Genomic DNA, 22929 nt, shown 5'->3' with positions numbered 1-22929 from the left:
CCTGGTGGGGTTCAGGCGTCAGGCGAGCGGCGGTCGGTGATGGACTCCATGCGGACGGCGTCGGCCGCGAGCAGTTCCTTCAGCTCGGCCGCGGGACCGGACTTGGCGCCGGACTTCGGCAGGCCGGCTTCGACGCTCTCGCCGTCGCGTACGTCGATCAGCCGTACGACGACGTCGTCGCGCTGGAAGATCGTGCTGCGCAGGACCGGGCTCGCATGGTCCTCCGCCGCCTGCGCGTCCTGCTTGGCGAGCAGCTCGGCCAGCCGCATCCCGCGGCCCGGCCGGGCCGGGTAGTACAGCGCGTGCCGTCGGCCCTCGGGGAGCTCGTCCGCGGTGACGTGGTGCACGGCCGGCAGCGCCGCCCGGGTGAAGAACATCCGCGCGGAATCCTGGTCGTCCAGGTCGCGGTCCTGCTCCAGGTACGGGTTGATGGCCTGCTCGACGGCCCGCACCTCGGGCTGCCGGGCGACGTGGCGCAGGGCCGCGAGCAGGTCGCCGCGCACCTCGATGGCCCGGACCACCCGGTTGCCGTGCATGAACAGGGAGGTGCGGCACAGCCGGGTGGTCTCGTCGACGCGCGGCTCGGGCGAGGCGTAGTTCGCGAGGATCTTCGCGACCTCGGACTCGCTGCCCGGCTTGACCGTGAAGGTGAGCGCGTGCCGGAGCACGCCGTCGCCGATCCGCGGCAACGTCTGGAGCCGGCGCCCGGGCCGGGCCGAGGCCGCCTCGGTGCCCGTCTCGCGGACGACGTGGAAGCGCAGCGAGCGGGTGTCCCGGACACAATGGTGCAGCGGCTCCACCATCCGGACGTGCTCCTCGCTGTTCACCCATGCGAGGAACGGCGGGGCGCTCTCCCACTCGCTCGTGATGAGCCATTGGGAGGGATTCTCGATCGACTGGCACAGCTGGTCGCTGACGTGGCCGGGCACCGAGGCAACCTGGTTGCACAGTTGCTCATAGGCCTCCAGAAACTGCTGCTGGGCGCCGTCGTAGACGTCCACCAGAAGGACGACCCGCAGGTGGGAGCCGTCGAACACGGACTGGGAGACCCGCTTCGACGCCTGCCGTCTCAGCTGTTCCGAATGTTCCGCCGTGGTGGTCATGCTGCACACATCTCCTAACGGGGCAGAGGCGGACGTCGGCCGCCGATGACGCGACGTCAGCGTTTTTTGATCCTGTTCCGGTCCGCCGTTACGCGCGACTCGCGTGAACCAGGCGGGTGATTAGGCGCGCCGAACCCCTCGTACGCCCCCTCGCACAGGGCATGGAAAATCAGACACCTCAGATATCTCTGATTCATCCGACATATCCGATACGCCCGACACCCTCATTCCTGCCTCTGGAGTCGTTGATGCAGCAGAAAGCCGATCACCAGGTGTCCGTCCTCGTCGTGGGCGGCTCTCTCGTAGGCCTGTCGCTGTCCCTGTTCCTGGGCCGTCTCGGCGTACGGCACATGCTGGTCGAGCGGCATTCCGGGACCTCGATGCACCCGCGCGGACGCGGCAACAACGTGCGGACGATGGAGCTGTTCCGGGTGGCCGGCATCGAACCGGACATCAAGACGGCGGCCTCGCTCCTCGCCGAGAACCACGGCATCCTGCAGACCCCGACCCTGGTCGGTGACGCCGGGGAGTGGCTGTTCAAGGAGATCGACCCGGGCGGCGGGCTCGCGAAGTTCAGCCCCACGGGGTGGTGCCTGTGCAGCCAGAACGACCTGGAACCGGTGCTCCTGAAGCACGCCCGCGCGCTCGGCGGCGACCTGCGGTACTTCCACGAGCTGGAGTCCTTCGCACAGGACCCCGAAGGAGTGACGGGCTACGTCCGGGACCGCGACACCGACGAGCTGTACAGGGTCCGCGCGGACTACCTGGTCGCGGCCGACGGCCCGCGCAGCCCCGTCCGCAACCGGCTCGGCATCGGGCAGAGCGGCCCCGGCGACCTCTTCGCCAACGTGAGCGTGACCTTCCGTTCCAAGCTGCTCGCCGACACCGTCGGCGACCGGCGCTTCATCTGCTGCTACCTCACCGACCCCGAGGCCGACGGCGCCCTGCTGCCCGTCGACAACAAGGAGAACTGGGTCTTCCACGCCCCGTGGCACCCCGAACACGGCGAGAGGCTGGACGAATTCACCGAGGACCGGCTCCGGCGGCACATCAGCCATGCCGTCGGCGTCCCCGACCTCGACGTCGAGATCACCGGCAAGGCGTCCTGGCGGGCCGCCGAACGCGTCGCCGACGCCTACGCGGCCGACCGGGTCTTCCTCGCCGGCGACTCGGCCCACGAGATGTCACCGACCGGCGCGTTCGGCTCCAACACCGGCATCCAGGACGCCCACAACCTGGCCTGGAAGCTGGCCGCCGTCCTCGGCGGCTGGGCCGGACCCGGGCTGCTGGAGACCTACGGCACCGAGCGCCGGCCGGTCGCGCTGACCACCAGCGCCCGCGCCTCGGCCCGCTCCGTGGAGCACAGCCACCCCGGCTTCGCGCCCGCCCCCGGCATCGGCGCCGGGAAGCGCGGCGGCATCCTCAACGTCGTCCTCGGCTACCGCTACCCGCAGGGCGCGGTCCTGGGCGCCGACCCGGACCAGCCGGTCGTACCCGAGGGGCTGCGCCTGACCGGCGAGCCCGGCAGCCGGGCCCCGCACCTGTGGCTGCGCCGCGGGGGCGAGCGGCTCTCCACGCTCGACCTCTACGAGCGGTCCCTGGTGCTGCTCAGCGACGCCGCCTCGGCCGCGGGCACGGCCTGGCACGCCGCCGCCCGCCGTATCGCCGACGCGCAGGGCCTGCCGCTGGAGGCGTACCGCATCGGTGCGGGGGCGCAGGCGGAGCTGTCGTACGACGCGGACGACGACTGGGCCACCGTGCACGGGACGACGGCCGACGGGGCGGTGCTGGTGCGGCCGGACGGCTACGTGGCCTGGCGCGCGCCCGGGGCGGTACGGGATCCTCAGGCCGAGCTGCGGGAGGTCCTGGCGGCGGTGCTCCGGACCCGCTGACCCCCTGCCGTACTACGTCAGATCCGTACTTCGACCGTCTGCGCGAGCCGGTCGTGCAGACCTCGGCCGTCCCGGTCCCAGACCAGGGCCGGGATCGCCAGGCAGAGCAGGAACGTGCGCAGCAGGGAGCGCAGCGGGTTGACCGTGCCGGTCCGCAGGGCCACGACCCGGAGGCCGAAGAGGCGCTTGCCCGGGGTGAAGCCGAGCGTGCCGACCGTGAGAGCGCTCCACACGAAGAAGACGATCAGTGCCCAGTTGCCGGTGCCGCGGCTGTAGCCATGTGTGATCAGGCTGTATGCGATCAACACGCACAGTCCCCAGTCGACGACCAGCGCTCCGAGGCGCCTGCCGGGCCGGGCGATCGAGTTCGGTCCGCTCTCCGGGAGGCCGAGCTGCTCGCCCCGGTACCCGAAGTCGGCACCGGCGTCTTCCAGCGCCGCGCGGGGGCCGGAGAGCCACGATCCGATTACTCGCCTGTTGTCCACCCGTCCACGGTACTGCCCAGGAAATCGGCAGGGTCCCACAGGGGTGTGTCGGGGCTACGGTGGAACGGTGGCCGGTTAACTTCTGCGAAACAAACGGGTCACGCCCGAGAAATCACCCGTCCCTAGGGTCGAGACCAGCGTGTGCCACCGCACTGGCCGCACGAACGATCTACCGCCCCGGCGAGGACGGTCGGGAGTAGGAGGAGCTGGATGTTCCAGAACGCCGACGAGGCCAAGAAGTTCATCGCGGACGAGGACGTCAAGTTCGTCGACGTCCGGTTCTGCGACCTGCCGGGCGTCATGCAGCACTTCACGGTGCCCGTTGAGGCGTTCGACCCGGACGAGGAGCTGGCCTTCGACGGCTCGTCGATCCGCGGCTTCCAGGCCATTCACGAGTCCGACATGGCGCTGCGCGCCGACCTGTCCACCGCCCGCGTGGACCCGTTCCGCCGGGACAAGACCCTCAACATCAACTTCTTCATCCACGACCCGATCACGGGCGAGCAGTACTCCCGTGACCCGCGCAACGTGGCGAAGAAGGCGGAGGCGTACCTGGCGTCGACCGGTATCGCGGACACCGCGTACTTCGGCCCCGAGGCCGAGTTCTACGTCTTCGACTCCGTCCGCTTCGCGACCGGCGCGAACGAGTCCTTCTACCACATCGACTCCGAGGCGGGTGCCTGGAACACCGGCGCCCTGGAGAACAACCGTGGGTACAAGGTCCGCTACAAGGGCGGCTACTTCCCGGTCCCGCCGGTCGACCACTTCGCCGACCTGCGCGCCGAGATCTCCCTGGAGCTGGACAAGCAGGGCCTGAAGGTCGAGCGCCAGCACCACGAGGTGGGCACCGCCGGCCAGGCGGAGATCAACTACAAGTTCAACACGCTGCTCGCCGCCGCCGACGACCTCCAGCTCTTCAAGTACATCGTGAAGAACGTGGCCTGGCGCAACGGCAAGACCGCGACCTTCATGCCGAAGCCGATCTTCGGTGACAACGGCTCGGGCATGCACGTGCACCAGTCGCTGTGGAGCAACGGCGACCCGCTGTTCTACGACGAGGCCGGTTACGCGGGCCTGTCGGACACCGCCCGCTACTACATCGGCGGCATCCTCAAGCACGCCCCGTCGCTGCTGGCCTTCACCAACCCGACGGTGAACTCGTACCACCGTCTGGTGCCGGGCTTCGAGGCGCCGATCAACCTGGTGTACTCGCAGCGCAACCGCTCGGCTGCGATGCGTATCCCGATCACGGGTTCGAACCCGAAGGCCAAGCGCGTCGAGTTCCGCGCGCCCGACTCCTCCGGCAACCCGTACCTGGCCTTCTCGGCCCTGCTCCTCGCGGGCCTGGACGGCATCAAGAACAAGATCGAGCCGGCCGAGCCGATCGACAAGGACCTCTACGAGCTGGCTCCCGAGGAGCACGCGAACGTGGCCCAGGTCCCGACCTCCCTCGGCGCCGTCCTCGACGCCCTCGAGGCCGACCACGAGTTCCTCCTCCAGGGCGACGTGTTCACGTCCGACCTGATCGAGACGTGGATCGACTTCAAGCGCACGAACGAGATCGCCCCGCTCCAGCTGCGTCCGCACCCGCACGAGTTCGAGCTGTACTTCGACGTGTGATATCACCCCAGGTCAGAGCGGCTTTCCGCTCCCCTGGGCCGTCTGTGGGCCGTCGGCCGTGTCCTTCCCCGCTGGAAGGGCACGGCCGACGGCCCGTTTCGGGCCCCGTGTCGCGAACGGCGGGCGAGAGCCACGGCCCCGCCGCCGCTCAGGTCAGCGCATCGGCTTCGCCGGGGCCGGTGACCGCATCCGGTACGCCGAACGCGGCGTCGATGGCCTTACGGGCACGGTCCCGACTGTTCGGCATGAGGTGCGTATATGTCCGGAGCGTGAATCCCGGGTCGGAGTGACCGAGGTACTCGGCCAGGGCCTTGATGTTCTCCCCCGAGTCCAGCAGCACCGATGCGTAGTAGTGCCGCAAGGCATGCATGCCGTGTTCACGCGACGGCTTGAACCGCTCTCCAGGCACCCGTTCCGGGATGACGCCGGCAGCAATCAGGGCGGGCTTCCACAGGTACATGTTGAAGTAGTTCCGGTTCAGCGCCTTACGCTCCCGCGAGTAGAACAGCAACTTCGCTGTGACCGGCGGGCCGTCCGGGGTCTTCCACGGCAAAGTGACGTCGATAGGGGGCCGACGTGTGATGTGCGCAGCAAGCGCATCCGACACCACGTCAGGCAGCGGCACGTCTCGCAGCTTGCCGCCCTTGGGCGGGGCGAACACCATCTGCGGGCCGACCAACTTGACCTGTCGCACAACGTGCACCGCTCCCCCGACGAAGTCGACTTCGTCGACAGCAAGCCCGAAAATCTCGCCCTGCCGCAAACCGCACCCGGCACCGACGTCGACGGCCGTCGCGTATTGGCTCGGTAGTCCGTCCCGGACGGCGACCACCCGGTCACGCGTCCACGGCTTGATCTTCCGCCGGTCCAGCTTGGGCGCCCGCACGGAGCCTGCGCGGCAGGGGTTCCGGGCCAGAATGCCGTCGTCCACGGCGGCGCCGAACACAGCGGAGACGTTCGCGAAGACCGTCCGCTGATACGACGCTGCCATCCCGGAGTCTGCGAGGGCCCGTGCCCACGTGCGGATATGGGCCGGTTGGAACGCGCTCAGGGAGCGAGTACCGATGTAGGGGAAGGCGTGCAGCCGGAACCTCAGCTCCATGTTCACGATGGTGGAAGGGTCCGTGGTCTGAGATGCCAGCCACTGAGTGGCGAACTCCCTGAACGTCTCCTTGCCGGCCGATGGATCGACGTACTGGCCACGGGTCATGTCAGCCGCGATCTGCGTCAGCCACGCCTCTGCGAGTCGCTTCTGTTTGTCCGGGAAGGACTTGCTGCGTTCGCTTCCGTCCGGGGCGACGTAGCGGGCCCGGTAGCGCAAGCCCGTCCCGTACCGGTCGGTCTTTGCCCTGATCGTCTTACCGTTGGAGGCCGTCTCGGTCTTGTACCAACGGTCTTGGATGTGGCCAGCCATACGGCGGCGTTCCTCTCGACATGCAGCAGGGCGAGCCGCCCGCAGCGGCTCTCCCTGCTGTCTTGGGGGTGGTTGGCTACGCGGCGTCCTGGCAGGCGCTCTTGCGCTGGCTGACGTAGGCGCGCACGTCGGCCGGGTCATAGCGGAGGTGCTTACCGATCCGGAAGCCGGGCGGTCCGGTGCGCTTCCTGCGCCACTGGTAGACGGTTTCGAGCGGCACGCCGAACATGTCGGCGATGTCGTCGGGGGTGAGGTACCGGTCTGGGAGACCACCGCGGAGGGTCATGCGGGGGTCGCTCGCGACAAGGGTCGGCACGTTGAGACCTCCAGAGAGGGCGGAGCCTGCGAATGAAGTTGGATTCAGTGGCCCAGCAGCCTGCGTCTGTCCGAGGTTCGGATTTCTGCGTCATGGCGTCACGCACGTCATTTGCGGCTCTGACCTGCGGTTACGCGGTGACGCGGGCAGCTCGGGACGTGTCACAGGGCGGGGCGGGGCTCTGTCACCCGTGACACGGGTGACGCGGGATGACGCAGCTTTGGCGGTCTGCGTCATCGCTGTAGCCGCTGGTCAGGGATCGGTTTCGGGTGGCTGGTGACGTGGGTGACGCAGCGTCTCTTCTCTTAGGAAAAAGAGAGGGGCGGTGTCTGTGGTGGTGCGGTGCGGCTCAGGACGTAAAGAAGGAGCCGCCTTGCGGCGCGGCTTGTGCAACGGCGGCGGTGCCGCCGGAACAGCAAGAGGAGCACGCCTGGCCCGGGGTGCTCCTCTTGCTTTTTCGGCGCGGCGCCGGGTGGCGCAGGTTCAGAACGCCGCTTCCTGCTCGTGCGGGGACGGGAGCGGGGGGCGGGTCATCTCGATGTAGCGGGCGGAGCGGGTGCGGCCCCAGTCGATGAGGACACCGCGTGCGGCGAGGGTCGGCTGCAGCCGCTTGAGCCGGTCGGAGAGCACCTTGCCCGTGGTGGGCCAGCCCTTGGGCAGGGGGCGGCACTCCTCGCCGCTGTAGAGGTTGGTGAGGCAGTGCAGCCACTCCGATGACGTCATGCGGACTTCCGTGCCCGCGTCGAGCCCGGCGGCGTGCTTCAGGACCGTCTGAGCCAGCAGGTCTCCTTCGATGACGTCGTCGTTGAGGTCGTCGAGGCTGGCCCGGTAGGCGTTAAGCGCGCCGAAGCCGGTAGCCGCATCGAGCTGCGCGCACAGGTGAGCGAAGTCGGCCATCCGCAGGTCGGTGGGGGTATCCGCCTGGGCGGCCCGCACCTTCACCGTCAGGTCCAGCAGGGAGCCGAGAACGACCGGCAGGATCTCCGCGTACTCCGCCCACAGCTCCGCCTCGGTCCGCCGTACCCGGGGCCGCACGAGACGGAGCGGGAGGAGCCGTTCGGCGAGGTCCGGGCGGATGACGCCGACATCGATGCCGGTCAGGAGCATGGGGCGCCGGTAGCGGGAGCGGACGACGTCGCCGTCGGTGAAGAGCGCGCGCTTGATGCTCTCGGCGCCGGTAACGATGCAGCACATGAGGTCGGACAGGTCCGGGGGCAGGTGGGAGAGGTTGTCCAGGGCGGTGACCCATCCGGCGGCCACGGCCGTGATCATGTTCTCCTCGTCCTTCGGTGCCCGGCGCAGGTCGCCACTCATCCCTTCGATGATCCGCACCAGCATCCGGCCGCCGGTGGACTTGCCTGCCCCTTGGGGCCCGGTGAGGAATGGTGCGGGGACGGGCACGGACGGTTCCAGGCAGCCGATGAGCCAGGCGAGGGCCAGGCACTCGATCTCGGCGCTGGCGAAGTTGCACAGGCGGAGTAGGAGGTCGATGCCCTTGCCGTTGGTGTCCCGGGCGGGCAAGGGGAGTTCGCCGGTGAGCTGGGTGCGCCGCCAGCAGACTTCCTGCGGGTCGGGGGTGAGGATGTCCCAGCCGGTGGGGTGGATGCGGACGGACTTGCCGTCGTCGCGGCCCAGGTCGAGCCAGGTCGCACCGTCGAACCCGGGGGCGACGCGGATGTGGGTGGGCTGTACGTCCTCGGTCAGAGCGAGTGCTTCGATCAAGTCCAACGCCTCCTTGAGTGCCGTGCCGTTGAACACGCCGACCCCGTCCTTGAAGAGGCCGACCATGAGTTCCTGCCGATGGCTGCCGGTCGTGCCCTGGGAGCGGATGGGCCGGGCGACGGGGTGGCCGTTCTTCTGCGCGTAGACGGTTCCGTCGATGGTGCGGAAGTACCGGAAGTGCGCTTGCGCGTAGTCGGTGATGATCTGGCGGGCCGGAGTCTTCTCGTCCTCGGACATCGCTACATCCCCAGTGCGGTTCGGGCGTTGGTCCATGCGGCGGTGCAGTGACGGGGCGATTCGCCCTTCGCCTGCGCGGCGGTGAACAGGCGCGCGACATGAGCGTCGGTGAGGCAGCCGCACCAACCGTGCGTCGACAGCACCGCCAGGAAGGTGCGGTACACGGTGGCGTGCACCGCGTCGGAGGCTTCGGTGATGCGCTGTTCCGCCATGGCGATTCCACGGTCCAGATAGGCCGGCGTGCGGTGAGGGCACTCCCCGCCCCCGACCGTGGCGGGCACGGTGATGGCCGCCGTCCGGACTGCGGTGGGCTCCTTCAGGGCCAGTGCGCGGACGACGTCCGGCAGCGCCGTGATGTGGCCGGCGCCGAATCCAAGCCACCGGGTGTACGCCATGGTGGATTTGATGTCGACGCCGGGCCGAACGGCATTGGCAGACTGCATGGCGCCCTGGTAGAGCCAGTGCTCGCCCCGGGTCGTCGGCACCGTCCGTGTGGCAGGGAGGGTCTCGCGGGCCCACACGATGGCTTCTGTGTCGTCGAGGTCTACGACGGTGAGGCCGGCGCCGCCGGGGTGGTAGGCCACAGTCGCCGCGTCCCGCCACGCCCGCGCCCATGTCGATGAGTTGATGACACCGGGGTCGGTGGTGGCGGCGGCCCAGCCGTGGCAGGGCGCCGGGCAGGCGCAGGGGCCCGGGATCTTCATGTTCGGCCGGCCACCACACGCATTCTGTGCGCATGCCGGGCAGTTCCCGAACGGCACCTTGCCCGCCCGCAGGGGCAGCACCGGGACGTCGGCCGCCGCGAGGTGCAGAGCAGTACGCAGATGGCTGGTGGTCATGCGGCGGCCCTCCCGTCCAGGGCGAGGAACTGGGTGGCGATCCACTGGGAGTAGGCGGGAGGTACGGCCTGCCGGGCTTCGATGTTGGTCATCCACGTGCAGCCCATGGCGTCGGCGTAGGCCCGCTCGCCCTTGTGCTCGAACGCCAGCAGCCCCTTGCGGTGCCAGCAGGGCGGGACCAGGTCCCCGCCCCCGCCCCAGGACGTCTCGAACGCGCGGTGACGGCGGACGCTGAGGCCGAACTGGGTGCCGCACAGCAGGTAGTCCGGCCTCAGCGGAGCCTCGGGAACGTTCTCGATGACCCACGGCAGCCCGGAGGCTTCCAGGCGCGCACGGCCGGGGGTGAGCAGGTCGGGGTGGTCCGCCCGGTTTCCCCGCCAGGCGGTGACCCTGGCGAAGTGCTGGCACGGCCATGAGGCGTGGACCAGGTCGAAGCCGTCCAGCGGGAAGGTGAGGGCGTCGCCCTGGTGGAAGGTGAAGGGGTAGTTCGGCTGTGGGCGGTTGTCGACGCCGACGACGTCGAACCCGGCGAGGTAGTAGCCCATGGACAGGCCCCCGGCACCGCAGCACAGATCCAGCACCCGCAGCCCGTTCGGCCGCCGCAGCGGCAGCACACGCGCGCTCATGCGGCCACCCCCAAGCGGTCCGTGGCTAGCAGGGTGAGGGCGGCGGTGCCGATGTGCTGGGTGTAGGCCGGGGGGATGCATTCGCGGATGCCGTCGCGGTTCATCCATGGCACGCCCAGCACGTGGCGGGCCAAGTCGACGCCGGAGAAGTTGCCGACGAACTGCCCGAAGTGGCCCGGCGGGACGGGGCGCCCCATCTTGGCCTGCGGCACGGTGTGCGCGGGGTGCGCGGGCTGGTCCAGGCGGAAGCCTCCGCCGGTCTCGAAGAACCGGTGCCGGTAGGTCTCCACGCTGAACATCGGCCCGCACAGCATGACCGGCTCGCGCAGCTTGGGCACGGCGCCGCCGACGTTCTCGATGATCCACGGCCGTCCGGTGGTTTCCAGGGCGCTGCGGGTGGGGGCGATCAGGTCGGGGTGGGTGTTGCCGCGGAGGCGCTGGCAGTCGCTGTCGTGCTGGCACGGCGGTGAGGCGTGGATGAAGTCGAACTCCGCCCCGTGCGCGAGGACGAACGCGACGGCGTCGGCCTGGGCGAACCGGAACGGGTAGCGGGGCTGCGGGTCCATGTCGACGCCGGTCACGTCGAACCCGGCATCGGCGTAGCCCTTGGCAGCGCCGCCCTGGCAGCAGTACAGGTCCAGCAGGCGCGGCCGACGGCCGCGGACTCGCCGGAATGGGGTAGGCAGGGGCATGCTGGTTGTCTCCAGTTCTGTGCTGGACGGAGACCGAAGCGGGCCGGGTTCTTTGGCGAGAGTCGGCCCGCTCCGGGCAAGTTGGGCTGCTGCAGGTCTGGTTGGGGCTTGGGGTTCGTATTTCTGCTGGTTGAGACCGGTTGTCAGCGCGGCGGACTACTGTGTCTGGCCAAACCGGACCGCTAGGCGTCGGTGGACGACCAGACAGGGGGCAGGCAGCCATGGCAACTACATGGTTTGTGCTGGCAGTTGGTGCCGAACGCGTGCACGGCGGGAACGACGGCTACGACGACGACCCGGCCCGGCACTACAGCTGGGACAGCACCGTTCCCCAGCACGCCAACCTGACCGCAGGCGACGTGATTGCGCTGTGGGACAAGAAGAAGCTGCTCGGCATATCCGTCATAGAGCGGATAGACGTTGGCAGCGAGATCAAGAGCACCTACTTCCACCGCAAGTGCAACAAGGCATCCTTCAAGCCGCTCAAAACCGGTGACCAGCGGTGGTGGTGCGCCACATGCCGGGAGAGGTTCAACGATCCCGGCACCCGGACAAGGGCTGTCACGACGTACAGGTCCCACCACAGCAGGGCCTGGCAGGACCTGAGCGGCCGATTGACCGGTCCCCAGGTGCGTGCCCTGTGCGACAAGCCGGCGTCACAGCACGCCATGCGTCCCGCCCGCTGGGAGAAGGTGCGCGCCGCCCTGCTGGCCGCAGGCGCTCAAGTTCCTGCGGCCATCACCGACAGCGCACGTGTGGTCATCCGGGGCGGACACCGCCGCACTTCCGTCGAAGTGCGCCTAGGACAAGCACTGTTCCGTAAGCGCCTGCTGGAAGAGCAGGGCGAAGTGTGCGCGTTCAGCGGGCCTGCTCCGGCCGCCGCGCTCGAAGCCGCGCACCTGTACAGCTATGCCGAATCCGGTGAGCACCACGAATACGGCGGACTGCTGCTGCGACGCGACCTGCATCGTCTGTTCGACCTGGGCCACATAGCCGTGAACCCCGACACGGTCACGATGGACGTCAGCGACGACATCCGGAGTTATCCGCTGTACGGCCAGATGGACGGGCAAACACTGGCCCTGACCCTGCACCCGAAGCATCGCGTGTGGCTCGGAGCCCACTGGGACATCCACCGTCGCGACAAGGAGCGGCACAAGGCGCTGCAGCCCGATCAGCCGTAGAAACGGTTGCGCTTGATCACGGCCTTGCGGATGTTTACCGTGGTCCCGGCCTTGTGGCTCTTGGCAGTGAAGACCTGGGCGGCGATGAAACCGCCGAAGAGGACGGCGGCCAGCGTGATGAGCTGGGTGATGAGCGCGGTCAGGGCGGTGATGAACGTGGTCAGCATCAGCAGTCCGCCGCACACGGCCAGGAACCCGACACCCCCGAGGGCGATGTTCACCGCCGCACGGGAGACGACCGGCTTCGTTGCGACCGGCTCGGGCTGCACGGGGCTGACCGCGTAGCCGGTGACAACCCGCCCGTCGGGCAGGACCACACTCGCCACCGCCGGAACCGCGTCCGGCTGCACCGGCACGAGCGGCACCGACATGGCGATGGGGGTGGGCCGGTGGACCTCGACGGCCCGCTGTGCGGGCACGCGAGGGGCGTTCTCGGGGTACATGCGGAATCCCTTCCAGTGCTTGGGTAGGGAGGCGGAGGCACCCCCTGCGGGGTGCCGTGTGGAGGGGGTTTCGGGGGTGCTGACCTGCGCGCCTCCCTGACTCCCTGATGGATCATCTGTGCTGGTCAGGGCCAGGGAGGTGGGTCAGGGAGGCGGTCAGGGAGTTCTCCCTGCCTCCCTGACCCGACACCGGTCGCCTCCCTGTCACTCGGACGCGGAAGCGGAACCCTCACCGTCGCGGTTGGCGAGCGCGGCAGTGACGCGGTCACGGGCCACGACCATGCGACCGTCGGACTTGTACGGCTCGGCGCCGGCGTCGTCCAGGACGCGCTTGAGGTCGACGAACGACCACTTGCCGTAGGCGTCCTCGTTCAGCGCGGACAGCCGCTTGATGACGTCCTGGGTGCGCACGCGGTCATCGCTGCCGAGCACCGCGAGGATGTCGGCGAGCGGGTCGCGCTCCTCACCCCGCTCGATGACGTGCAGGGTCGTCAGGCCGTTGCGCAGGGTCTTGGCACGCTCGGCGACCTCGGCGGCCGGGTCGTCGTCGATGAAGTGGGTGCGCACCGTGATGGACGACTGCCCCTTGGGCATGTCGATGCCGTCGGAGGCGACCACCAGGGTTCCCTTGTCGAGCCCCTGCCGGAGCAGGTGCGGGGCGGCGCCGTCGTCAACGGCCTTGTCGCCCAGCGCCATCCTCGACTGAGACTCCGTGCCCAGTACGAGGGAGGCGCGAGTGTGGGCACCCTCGCGGACCAGCTTGGGAAGGTTCTGGTCGGTGGGGTCCTGGGTGCCCTGCCACATCAGCACGTCAACCGCACGACCCTGGTTGTGGATCTTGCGGACGGCCATGAAGTACCGAGAGGTGGCCTTGGCGCCGCCGTAGGGCTTCTTGTCCTCGTCGACGGCCGGGCACATGAACGCCACCTGTGCCTCGTCCACCAGGACGATCAGCGGCCGGAAGACAGCCGTCGGGTCGGTGCGGCGCACCTCCATGCGGCGGTTCATCTCATTCACCGCGTCCTCAACCATCTCGGTGACCTGGATGACGTGGTCATCGGTCGGTCCCTGAATGAGGACGTCGGCGATACCGTCGAACATGGCCCAGTCGCCCACACCCTTGAGGTCTCCCAGCCAGAACTGCACCGACCGGTCCAGCGCCAGCCACAGCGCCAGGGCGCGCAGGGAAGCGGTCTTACCCTGGTTCGAGCGGCCCGTGATCAGCAGGTGGCGCTGATACACGCTCAGCTCAGCCGCGTCGCCGCGCAGGTCCTGGCCCCACGGAGCCTTGCCGGTCTTGTAGTTCGCGGTCAGCGTCTCGTCCGTGACCAGCGGGGACGGCCCGATCGGCTCGTCCAGGGCGCCGGAGTCGGCGATCCACAGCCGTACGGTGCGGGCGGCCGGCGGGATGGTGATGAACACCTCGTGCTCGTGCCGGGTCAGGTTCTCCGCCAGCTTGCGCCGCCGGTTCTGTACCTCGATCGTCGACACCCCGGACGGGAGCGTGACGTCGACCTCGACCCCGCATCCGGCGATCGTGATCGGGGACAGCATCGACGCGCCCGCGTCGCCCATCTCCTTGATGGCGTTGCGCAGCGCCGGCACCCCGAGGTCACGCAGGGCCTTGACCACGATGGACGGGGTGATCGGCTCACCCTCGCCGGAGCGGACGTTGGCCGGCAGCGCCCACTGGGGTGCGGCCTGCTGCTTGCTGCCGACCGCCCACAGGGCGAGCAGGGCGAACAGCGGACCCAGCACGGTGGCATACGGCCAGACGACCTGGACGATCCGGATCAGGGTGGCGATGAAGTCGATGGTGGCCTTGAGCGGGGTGATGACGTCGGTGACGTCGTGGTTGTTGATGGCCATCACGACCCCGAGCGCGACCAGCACACCGATGCTCATGCCGACGCCGACCCCGACGCCCTTGGCCGCGTCGAGGGGGGAGTGGAGCAGGTCCATGCGGCGGCGGTGGCGGGCCTCGCGGAAGCGCTGCAACCGCTCCTCCCACTCCTGTGCCACCTCGTAGTTCCCGGCAGCCTCAGCGGCCCGGAGCATGCGCTCGTAGCGGGCGCCGGTCTTGCCGTCCCAGGTGCGGCGGGCCACGATCCGGCCCCCGTTGAAGATGTAGAGGCCGTGGCGGGCCACCGCGCGCACGGTCGTCGTGGTGGTCTCGTGCGTGACGGCCGTCCGGATGGCGCGGCCGGAGCGCACCCACAGCGGCACGGGCGCTGACGGTGCGGGGTCGGGCACCACGGTCAGCGTGGTCACGCTCGCCTCATCGGCGATCGGGTCGGTGTTCTTGTGCAGGTGAACGACGTTCTCGGTCATGCTCGGATTACTCCTGACTGCCCTGATCAGGGCGGGAGTTGAGAGAGAAGTGCCGGGGCGGTCGGGTCCGTGGCATGGACGGCCGCCCCGGCATTCGAGGCGTGCGGGCCGCGCGTCAGGCGGCGGGAAGAGCGCGCGGCGGGAGCGTGGTCACCACCAGCGGGATTCCTTCTTGGGCACGAGGTGGGGGCAGCCGTTGACCATGTGGTCCACGCACTGCGGGCAGTCCTCGCGCGGGCCGAGGTGGCGGTGTACGCGCTTGTCGTGGGCGTGCTGCCAGCACTGCGGGCACTCACCAGGAGGCGTCTGCTGTGCCGTCATGGTCACAACCACCCGGAGGACTTCTTCGCGGCCTTGGCGGCGGCGGCCTCGTTCACGACGCGCTGCCGCTCGGTCTTCAACGCGGCGATCTCCGTGACCAGCCGGGTCTCCGCGCTCTGCCAGGCGGTGTCCATCCGCCGGTCCGCACGGGAGGTGCCATTGCCCCGGTGCAGGCTGCGCGCGCCGGACACGACCGCGCCCAGCACAGCGCGGCGCTCGCTCCCGCTCAGCGGCCACATCTCGCGGTTCTGAACCGCCTGCAACTTGCGTTCGTTCTGCTGGATCGCCTTGTCCAGGCGGCGGGTGTCGGGCTTGCCCATCACGCACTCCTAAGCGAGGTGGAGGGGGAAGCCGCAGGGCACGCAGGTGCCGAGCGACGAGGGGATGACGTAGCCCGCATCCGTGCGGCACTGCGGGCAGATCCGGCGGGCCCGGTTCGCCTTCGCCAGCGCCGCCCATCGCTCCGGCGTCATCGGACGCACCGGCTTGGCGAGGTCGACGCGGTACAGGTACGCGACCAGCGGAGGCCGGCGGCGACGCGGGCGTTCGAGCCGAGCCGCCACCGGCTGACCGCCGGGCCGCAGCCCGCGCGCCCTGAGCTGACGACGGGTGGCGTATCCGTCCGGGGCGAACCGCCACCGGTAGACGGGCAGTACTGCCATCACGCGGCCCGTTCGGCGAGCAGCGCGTCACGGAGCTTGCGCGCGTTGGCCGGGGAGACGTGCAGGACGCGGCGGATGCCCTCAGCCGTCACCTTCGCGTCGGGCCAGTCGGCCGTGACGGCCCGTGCCTCGGTGAGGAGCTGTTCCGGGGTGCGCCGGGTCCGGGGTGCCTTCGCAGCGTCCGGAACTCGATACGTCGCCCGACGCTGCCTAGTCGACTCAGCTGCCACCGACCGGCGCACGGCCTGCCGGGTCGGGGTCGACTCGACCGGGGCCGCAAGCGCGGGGATCGGCTTGAGTGGCAGGGTCGACTTGCCCGCGTCCGCTGGGACCGGGTCGGGTACCGGGAGGCGGGTCAGGGTGATCGTGACCGGGGTCGATTCCGGCTGGTCAGCCGTAGACCGAATCCTCTCGGTCTCGGTCGATTCCTCCGCATTCGTGCTCGCGGTGGTCGCCGGCCCGATCGGGTCGACCGGCGGCAGCGCCGGCGGATCGGTCGGGGTGGTGAACATGCCCGCCAGCGCGGCATCCGCACCCGCCGTGACACGCTCACGCTGCACATCGAGCAACCGCGTGCCCAACGTGTGGTCACCGGTGCCGACCCTGCGGGCCAGACGCCACGACTTCCCCTCGGACCACTTCTTCACCCAGTCGCTGGGGTGGTTGGCGGCGACGGCCCGGTGATAGGCCAACTGCCGCACGACGGCCGCCGCGCGGGCTTCTGCTTCGGCGTCGTGGCCGTCGGTGTGGACGACGATCCGCCGCGCCAGGAACGCCATGCCCTCAGCGGACACGCACATGCCCATTGGGGTCACGGCGTAGATCACGGTACGGCCGGCGTCCGGGCCTGCCATCGCGGCCATGACGGACGCGGCGGCGGGCAGCGCCCACAGTCCCAGCCGGACGACCCGGGGTGAGGACTGGCCCAGCATGGTCAGGCCGAGCAGGACCAGGCCGAGAACGGCGGTGGCGCCCTCACCGGCCGCGACCGCACCGAGCGCGGTACCGGTGCCGTAGGCGTGGCCGATGTTGCTGAACGTGCCGTACCCGCCGATGCCGCCGACCGCAGCCATGATGACGAACGCCGCTCCGAGGACGATTCGCTGCGGGGTGGTCAGCTCCTTGTGGTTCATGCCGCACCTCCGTTCACGCCGTGGTGGCGGTAGGTGGTCGGCGGCTTCTTCGCGAGCTGCTTACGCAGGTAATCGGTGTGCCAGCCAAGCCCCCAGTCGGCGTCCGGCGGCTCGCCCAAGGCGCCGGTCAGGGCAACGACCGCGTCCAGCACACGGTCTTCCAGCAGGCGCAGGAACGCTTCGCGATCGCCGAAGGTGGCCGGTGCGGGAATGTCGATAGCGTCCAAAACCGCGGCCAGGAACTCGCGGGTGTCGGGACTCACGCCACGCCCCCCGGCAGCGTCATGCCGACGGTCCGGTTGGCCAGGGCGCGCCGCGCGTCCAGCACCCGGCGGCGGGCCCGGCGGATCCGGCGCTCGTCCAGCTCGGTGGGCGTGCGGTCCAGGGTGGTGATCTGCGCGTCGAGCAGGTCGACGTCCGCCAGGATCAGCGGCATCTCCTGCTCGATCGCGTCCAGCTCCGCGGCCGTCGGCTCCATGAAGTCGGCGAACGCGGTAACAGCGTCCTGAACAGTGACGATGTGGTTCATTGGGTCGTGTTCTCCCTTGCAGGTGGAACGGCCCGAACAGCGGCTCCCGGGTGGCACCCCGGGAGCCGCGCGCCGTTGTGGTCAGTTCTCGTACGAGTGGTGCGAGTGCCAGCGGACGGCCGCGCGCTACTTGGCCTTGGCCTTGTTGACGTGCTGCTGGCCCATCTGCTGCGCACGGAAGGCGCTCTCGGTCTCCCAGCCCTGGGCACCGCAGGTGCACCGGTACTGGTACTTACGTCCGCCCCGGGCGGGCACGACGAGGAAGCTGTGCCTGTTGCCGAACATGCGGTTTCCTCTCCGGGTGATGCGCTGGTGGAGTCGGTAGACCCCGGCTCCCCGCGCTCCCGCACGTCCAGCGCCGCAGCAGCGGGCCGTACGCGCGGGAGAGGCAGCCGGCCGCAGCGTCAGGCGCTGCGAAGCCAGGAAGCGGACCGGAAAGCTGTGCGGGGCGCCACCGGCCGGTCCATCACGGCGACACCCAAGTTCTTCGTCGGCTGTGCACGGGGCCCCTACGTGGAAGCGGACGTGGACAGGTCTCCTTCGGGAGCGCGCTCCCGTTTCAGGCGTATGGAGACGTGACCTTTCGGTCTAAGCCCTCGGGTTAATGACCAGGACCCCGGCGCCCTCGGCCCGCTCTGTCCCGGGCCCCTAGCCGCAGCGTGGAAGGCAACCCAAAGAAGGCCCTTCCATCTCACTGTCCTAGGACTGCGAGCGGCCTGAGAGGACAATGGCACGCAGTCCTAGGACAGTCAACAGTCCTGGGACTGTGCTTCACTGGGGGGCATCGAAGGGAGTTCGGCTGTGGCACCCAAGTGGCGTGAGTTGGCGGATCGGCTCGCGGAACAGATCAAGAGCGGCGAGTACGCGCCCGGGGACCAGTTGCCCCAGATCAGGGATCTGGTCGAGGCTGGGGAAGGCTCCAAGTCCACGGTTCATCAGGCGTACAAGGCGCTTGAGGCTGAGGGGCTGGTGACGTCGTCACGGGGGCACGGCACGGTCGTGCGTCCGCGCACCCCGCTCAAGCGGCTCGGCATCGCCCGGTACGACAAGGTGAAGTGGCGCGACGGCGATGAGGTCGCGTTCATCGCTGACCGTGTCGCGTCCGGGCGTACGTACAAGCGCAACGAGCAGACGCAGACCGTGAGCCGTGTCGAGGCGAGCGGTCTCGTCGCGGAGGGGCTCGGCGTGCCAGTCGGCTCCGAGGTGTACGCGCGTGCCCGCCTCGTGAAGGAAGGCACTCAGCCGACCCACACCCTGACCAGCTACTACCGGCCGGAACACGTCGAGGGGACACGCATCGTTGACCCCACCCCCGGCCCGGCCGGCCGTGGCGGCGGATACCGGGTGCTGTACGACGCGGGGTACGAGATCGACCACATGAAAGAGGCGCTGTTCGCGCGCGCCCCCACGGCCGACGAAGTGAAGCTTCTACAGCTTCCAGTCGGTGAACCCGTGGTGGAGCTTCATCGGACCACCTACACGGCGGATGGCACGGTGGTTGAGTTCGCTGTTGGTCTCCACTCGGCTTCCCGGTTCGCGTGGGAGTACGAGTTCAAGGTTCCCGATTCCGCCCGTGACCAGGACGAGGAAGGTTCGCCGTGATCTCCGTACAGGACTGGGAGGACACTCAGCTTCTTTGGGACTACCAACAGATGCGGCACGAACCGCGCCCCTGCTCGGTCGGTATCGGGTTGGGCAGCCACGACCTGGGGGTAGCCGACACCACTGTCGACCTGTACCGGCGGGGCATGATGCCGCTGATCGTCTTCACGGGGGCGACCAGTCGAACCACGAAGGACCGGATGCCGCGCGGGGAAGCAGAGCACTACCAGGACCGTGCACTTGAGCTCGGCGTGCCAGCGGACGCCATCCTTGTCGAGCCTCACGCCCGGAACACCGGGCAGAACATCACTCTGTCCCGTGCCCTGCTCGAAGAGCGCGGGATTGCTGTGACTTCCGTGCTTCTCGTCAGCAAACCGTATGAGGAACGCCGAGCCTATGCCACCGCCCGAAAGCTGTGGCCTGAGGTGGAATTCGTCAGCGCGTCTACACCCATGACGCTCTCCGAGTACGTTGATTCGATCCAGGACGCGCACCTTGTCATCGACATGCTGGTCGGTTCGCTACAACGCCTGCTGCTCTATCCGGCTGAGGGATTCATGATCTCGCAGCACGTGCCCGACGACGTGATTCGAGCGTACGAGCGGCTTGCGTCGCGGGGTTTCACAAGCCGACTCGTTGCTTGACGGGGCCCGCCTCCCCCATGACCACTGGGGCCCGCCTCCTCCATGACCACTAGCGACCAACAACGACCACGAGGGCGCGGCAGTCGGCCGCGCCCTCGTGGTATGTCCGTCCAGCTAAACCCAGGTGTCCAGCCACATCCGCGATCTCCACGAGTCGATCGGGATCGCCGTGCCCGTGTACAGGGGCCAGAAAAGACAGAGGGAGGGGACTTTGGGGGAGAACCCTAGGGATCTGGAGCACGAGGACGGCATCGTCTGGACCGAGGGCATCGAACAGTCCGTTATGTTCGGCACCCCCGTTGAACTCTCCGTCTCGACTCGTCGTCCAGTGCCGTGGCGCGGCAACGGACGTCGAGTTCAGCAAGCGTGTGGGCACAGGTGTCGGTGGCGGGGAACCGAGGTTGGCTGCGGGCTATTGGATCCCTCAGAAGAGAGGAAGCTGCCCGGGAAATTGCGGCACGACATACCGTGGTGGCGTGCCGAAGAATCTATCATATTCGGTCGCGCAATTGCGCAGAGGTTGCAAATCCGGGTCGCTTTCGTGCCACCGGATGACGGGGCGCGCTCTCGGATCGCGACAAACCATCGCCAGTTGGCTTAGTGCCGCCTTTTTGCAATCTTCCTTCCATGCATTGCTTTCAGTTCCATTAAAAAGAGAACTCATCTCCAGGGCCCGAGAGAAAAAGCATGCAGAATTATAATGTGCAATCCAGCCAATTCCCCTCCTGTGGGCCAATCGCTTATAGTTCTTCCGGGTGAAGGAAGCGCTCTGGAAATCGTTGACTATCAATCTGCACTTCCCCGACAGTACTCGACGGCCACCAATGTGATGAAGCATCTCATCAATGAGCTTCCACAGCTCGGCATTTATAGCTGCGAGAGCCATCGCGGGTGTGGGTATGCGGCGAATTTTCTCATAGCGACGCTTAAGTGCTTTCAGTCGCATGACGGTTTCGCTTATTTCTATGGTCTTGAGGTAGCGTTTGCGTTCAGTTGTAAGTCGGTGACTGACCACTCGACGCTTGTTCCAACTCTTCCAGTAAAAGCGCTCTCCTGCGTTCCGGTATCCTGGCCGGGAAGCGCAAATTCGCTTCACAAAAATCTTCCGCCACAGTAGCCGCTCTTCCCTGAGCTCGCTGAGTATTTTCGCCTCCCTCTTCACCCAGTGCTCATCTTCGTCACTCTCCGGTATGTCGATCCAGTTGGCTATTGCGATCGCCATACGGTAGCCGACTTCCACGGACTCGGGCCAAATATCTCTGCAGGCTTCATACTCAGATATTGCCTTCAGGTAATGCTCCTGCGCCGCGCGTCCGTCGGTCACTGCAAGCTCATTGCCCATCAGTTCATGCAATTGCGCCTTCGCGGACCGCAGCGCCAGATTTCCAGGGGCGAGGGAAATTCCCTGCATGTACGATTTAAGCGCCTCTTCGTACTCTTCCTGATCTTGAAGCCCGACCCCCCGCCTATATTCCTTGTACGCCTCGCTCTTGTTGCCCCAACTGTCCCATCGTGGGATATTGTTCAAGAACTTTCGTTGGCCTCTTATTTTGTGGAGACAGTAGGATCCGATCTCTTCAACTAGCTCCTCTTCTTTCGGTCGCTCGACGATATGAGCCGCGATCAGACGTCCTTTGGGCTTCCGTATTATTTCGATCCCTATTGAATGCCATGGGAGCGTCGGAGTGTCGTCATCCAACCGCTGCGTGGGGGTTAGGAAGACCTCGTACTGTGGCTCATCGCTCGCGGCTTTTGAAATCAGCGTAGCTATAGCACCCTCGGGAGATTCCGAGGTTCCCGAAGGAACGGGTGGTGTGGAAGGCCTGAGTCCGCCGGGACTGCTAATTGTGGGAATTTGCACATCTCCGGATATGTAGCGCTTTACGCATGCAGCCAATTCCTCCGCCCTTTCATCCGCCTGACTCCCATTGTTCGGCAATGACCCCGACACCTGGACAACTACTGGAATATTTCCGCCATGGGGGCGGACTGCCCAGTTGATTGCGCGGACTATGTACCAGAAAATGGCCAGCGCCCCCAAGAGCCATAGGGGTGCGAGGATGAGAGCAACGACTTCGCTGCCAATGGAAGCGACTGGCATGGCAAATCCCAGGAAATCGAAATCTTTCAATGAGCTCAGCATTCGAAATAGCTGAAATGTTGCATTCTGCTGGAAAGGTGGCGGTGAGATCCTGTACACGCCCCTGCCCATTATCCTGGCTCCATGAACTTGTCGCCACTTGGGGAGAGTCTGGAACCCGTTTCACGGCTGATGTTCAACCCTGACCAGCAGAAGTTCGATCTGCGCTTTTGGCGTGACGGCGAGCTGCATGAACCGTGTCGGTGTCCCCGGCAGGGGAGTGGTCGTCGCGTCGGCTATGCAGTGCTCTGCGATGCCCCGGTGGCGATGTTCCGGGCAGTTCGTTTGGTAGGTCTTCTGGGCCTAGAGGTACCGCTCAGAATGAGTCCATGAAGGTGGACTCGCTGAGTGCGCTTGGCGAGCGCCGTTGCCTGAGGCCGCGGCGGTCGACAGGGGGAAGTCTCTTGGTCGTCGTGGACGAGGTGTGGACAGTCGGGAGCAGTCTCTGGATGGGTACCTGAGTTTCGCCAGGTCTGTAAATCTACCGGCTTCGCCTTCCCAGGTTCGAATCCTGGCGCCGCCACACGGGCCCTTATCGCGCAGTCTGGCGATCGAAGCGTTGCCTCACGCTGGGACACCCCGTCTCGACCTGTACGGGACGGGGCCGGGGACAGGACCCAGCCGCACCCGGAGGGCACAACGAGGGCACAACGGCTTCGGACCGGTCCAACGGCAACCAACGCCAACAAACACCATTTTTCCTGGTCAGCGCCGTAGCTTGACAGTCTCCGCAGATGATGCGCGAGAGGGCGGCACCCCCGCACAGGGTGCTGCCCTGCCGACGGTGATAGGAGCCAGTGGCGCGGCGTTCATGTGCTCAGTGACCCCGCAATCCAGGCGACCAGCCCGTCAGGCTCGGGGACGGCGTCGGATCCTGCCAGCCTTCAGGCGCGGGGTGTCTCTCCCGCCATCCCCCGCCAGTAGGCGAGGTTGCTGCGGGCGGCCAAGGTGTGGGGGTGGTCCTCACCCAGTGCCCACAGCTGGTCGGCCAGGA

At 67.7% G+C, this 22929-nt stretch carries 23 protein-coding genes; 5 read left to right on the top strand and 18 right to left on the bottom strand.

Translation table 11 applies throughout. The annotated features are described in order from the left end of the window. Positions 1 to 11: 11 nt before the first annotated feature. On the bottom strand, positions 12 to 1103 hold the full coding sequence (locus ACWD3E_RS04880) for a SchA/CurD-like domain-containing protein (RefSeq protein WP_451386104.1): 1092 nt from the start codon (positions 1101 to 1103) through the stop codon (positions 12 to 14). A 248-nt stretch (positions 1104 to 1351) separates the two neighbouring features. Between ACWD3E_RS04880 and ACWD3E_RS04875 the strand changes: the two genes are divergently transcribed. Further along, positions 1352 to 2995: an FAD-dependent oxidoreductase gene (locus tag ACWD3E_RS04875; protein WP_451386103.1), complete on the top strand. Its 1644-nt coding sequence runs from the start codon at positions 1352 to 1354 to the stop codon at positions 2993 to 2995. Positions 2996 to 3012: 17 nt separating this feature from the next. On the opposite strand, the gene ACWD3E_RS04870 is transcribed toward ACWD3E_RS04875, so the two are convergent. Further along, entirely contained in the window at positions 3013 to 3480 is a 468-nt protein-coding gene (locus ACWD3E_RS04870; protein WP_451386102.1) for an RDD family protein, read from the bottom strand. A gap of 210 nt (positions 3481 to 3690) precedes the next feature. On the opposite strand from ACWD3E_RS04870, the gene glnA reads away from it, so the two are divergent. Beyond that, entirely contained in the window at positions 3691 to 5100 is a 1410-nt protein-coding gene (glnA, locus tag ACWD3E_RS04865) for a type I glutamate--ammonia ligase (RefSeq protein WP_451386101.1), read from the top strand. A 148-nt stretch (positions 5101 to 5248) separates the two neighbouring features. Here glnA and ACWD3E_RS04860 read toward each other — a convergent pair whose 3' ends face one another. From ACWD3E_RS04860 to ACWD3E_RS04835, 6 genes are all read right to left on the bottom strand, one after another. Beyond that, the gene (locus ACWD3E_RS04860) at positions 5249 to 6514 is read right to left on the bottom strand and encodes a tyrosine-type recombinase/integrase (RefSeq protein ID WP_451386100.1); all 1266 of its coding nucleotides are present in this window, start codon (positions 6512 to 6514) and stop codon (positions 5249 to 5251) included. Between the two features lie 76 nt (positions 6515 to 6590). Continuing rightward, entirely contained in the window at positions 6591 to 6800 is a 210-nt protein-coding gene (locus tag ACWD3E_RS04855; protein WP_451386493.1) for a helix-turn-helix domain-containing protein, read from the bottom strand. A 513-nt stretch (positions 6801 to 7313) separates the two neighbouring features. Beyond that, on the bottom strand, positions 7314 to 8789 hold the full coding sequence (locus ACWD3E_RS04850; RefSeq protein ID WP_451386099.1) for an ATP-binding protein: 1476 nt from the start codon (positions 8787 to 8789) through the stop codon (positions 7314 to 7316). 2 nt (positions 8790 to 8791) lie between these two features. Continuing rightward, a complete protein-coding gene (locus tag ACWD3E_RS04845) occupies positions 8792 to 9628 on the bottom strand; it encodes a bifunctional DNA primase/polymerase (RefSeq protein WP_451386098.1) in 837 nt (278 codons plus the stop codon). After that, positions 9625 to 10254, bottom strand: a complete 630-nt coding sequence (locus ACWD3E_RS04840; RefSeq protein ID WP_451386097.1) for a DNA cytosine methyltransferase — start codon at positions 10252 to 10254, stop codon at positions 9625 to 9627. The genes ACWD3E_RS04845 and ACWD3E_RS04840 overlap by 4 nt, the downstream gene beginning before the upstream one ends. Then, entirely contained in the window at positions 10251 to 10946 is a 696-nt protein-coding gene (locus tag ACWD3E_RS04835; RefSeq protein ID WP_451386096.1) for an SAM-dependent methyltransferase, read from the bottom strand. The genes ACWD3E_RS04840 and ACWD3E_RS04835 overlap by 4 nt, the downstream gene beginning before the upstream one ends. A 221-nt stretch (positions 10947 to 11167) precedes the next feature. Here ACWD3E_RS04835 and ACWD3E_RS04830 point away from each other — a divergent pair, with 221 nt between their 5' ends. Then, on the top strand, positions 11168 to 12130 hold the full coding sequence (locus ACWD3E_RS04830; protein ID WP_451386095.1) for an HNH endonuclease: 963 nt from the start codon (positions 11168 to 11170) through the stop codon (positions 12128 to 12130). On the opposite strand, the gene ACWD3E_RS04825 is transcribed toward ACWD3E_RS04830, so the two are convergent. The 9 genes from ACWD3E_RS04825 to ACWD3E_RS04785 all read right to left on the bottom strand — a co-directional run bounded on the left by ACWD3E_RS04825 (position 12121) and on the right by ACWD3E_RS04785 (position 17834). Next, positions 12121 to 12573, bottom strand: a complete 453-nt coding sequence (locus ACWD3E_RS04825; protein WP_451386094.1) for a hypothetical protein — start codon at positions 12571 to 12573, stop codon at positions 12121 to 12123. The two genes, ACWD3E_RS04830 and ACWD3E_RS04825, sit on opposite strands and share 10 nt — an antisense overlap. Before the next feature lie 204 nt (positions 12574 to 12777). Then, positions 12778 to 14904 (bottom strand): FtsK/SpoIIIE domain-containing protein, encoded by a 2127-nt coding sequence (locus ACWD3E_RS04820; RefSeq protein WP_451386093.1) that lies wholly within the window; start codon positions 14902 to 14904, stop codon positions 12778 to 12780. Positions 14905 to 15054: 150 nt separating this feature from the next. After that, on the bottom strand, positions 15055 to 15225 hold the full coding sequence (locus ACWD3E_RS04815) for a pRL2-8 (RefSeq protein ID WP_451386092.1): 171 nt from the start codon (positions 15223 to 15225) through the stop codon (positions 15055 to 15057). A gap of 2 nt (positions 15226 to 15227) precedes the next feature. Further along, positions 15228 to 15545, bottom strand: coding sequence for a hypothetical protein (locus ACWD3E_RS04810; protein WP_451386091.1), 318 nt, complete (start codon positions 15543 to 15545; stop codon positions 15228 to 15230). A gap of 9 nt (positions 15546 to 15554) precedes the next feature. Then, the gene (locus ACWD3E_RS04805; RefSeq protein WP_451386090.1) at positions 15555 to 15887 is read right to left on the bottom strand and encodes an RRQRL motif-containing zinc-binding protein; all 333 of its coding nucleotides are present in this window, start codon (positions 15885 to 15887) and stop codon (positions 15555 to 15557) included. After that, entirely contained in the window at positions 15887 to 17020 is a 1134-nt protein-coding gene (locus ACWD3E_RS04800; RefSeq protein WP_451386089.1) for a conjugal transfer protein, read from the bottom strand. Before ACWD3E_RS04800 ends, ACWD3E_RS04805 begins: the two co-directional genes overlap by 1 nt. Further along, positions 17017 to 17283, bottom strand: a complete 267-nt coding sequence (locus ACWD3E_RS04795; RefSeq protein ID WP_451386088.1) for a hypothetical protein — start codon at positions 17281 to 17283, stop codon at positions 17017 to 17019. Before ACWD3E_RS04795 ends, ACWD3E_RS04800 begins: the two co-directional genes overlap by 4 nt. Next, positions 17280 to 17549: a DUF6284 family protein gene (locus tag ACWD3E_RS04790; protein WP_451386087.1), complete on the bottom strand. Its 270-nt coding sequence runs from the start codon at positions 17547 to 17549 to the stop codon at positions 17280 to 17282. The genes ACWD3E_RS04795 and ACWD3E_RS04790 overlap by 4 nt, the downstream gene beginning before the upstream one ends. Before the next feature lie 126 nt (positions 17550 to 17675). Then, positions 17676 to 17834 (bottom strand): hypothetical protein, encoded by a 159-nt coding sequence (locus ACWD3E_RS04785; protein WP_451386086.1) that lies wholly within the window; start codon positions 17832 to 17834, stop codon positions 17676 to 17678. A gap of 516 nt (positions 17835 to 18350) precedes the next feature. Between ACWD3E_RS04785 and ACWD3E_RS04780 the strand changes: the two genes are divergently transcribed. After that, the gene (locus ACWD3E_RS04780) at positions 18351 to 19151 is read left to right on the top strand and encodes a GntR family transcriptional regulator (protein ID WP_451386085.1); all 801 of its coding nucleotides are present in this window, start codon (positions 18351 to 18353) and stop codon (positions 19149 to 19151) included. Beyond that, a complete protein-coding gene (locus ACWD3E_RS04775; RefSeq protein ID WP_451386084.1) occupies positions 19148 to 19795 on the top strand; it encodes a YdcF family protein in 648 nt (215 codons plus the stop codon). The genes ACWD3E_RS04780 and ACWD3E_RS04775 overlap by 4 nt, the downstream gene beginning before the upstream one ends. Before the next feature lie 424 nt (positions 19796 to 20219). Here the strand turns inward: ACWD3E_RS04775 and ACWD3E_RS04770 are convergent, their stop codons facing one another. Then, positions 20220 to 21995 carry a hypothetical protein gene (locus tag ACWD3E_RS04770; RefSeq protein WP_451386083.1) on the bottom strand — a complete coding sequence of 592 codons (1776 nt, stop codon included), beginning with the start codon at positions 21993 to 21995 and terminating at the stop codon, positions 20220 to 20222. Between the last annotated feature and the right edge of the window lie 934 nt (positions 21996 to 22929).

The sequence above is a fragment of the Streptomyces sp. NPDC002676 genome, from assembly GCF_053592455.1.
The sequence above is the reverse complement of the archived record's forward strand: the minus strand, read 5'-3'. Positions and strand labels throughout refer to the sequence as shown.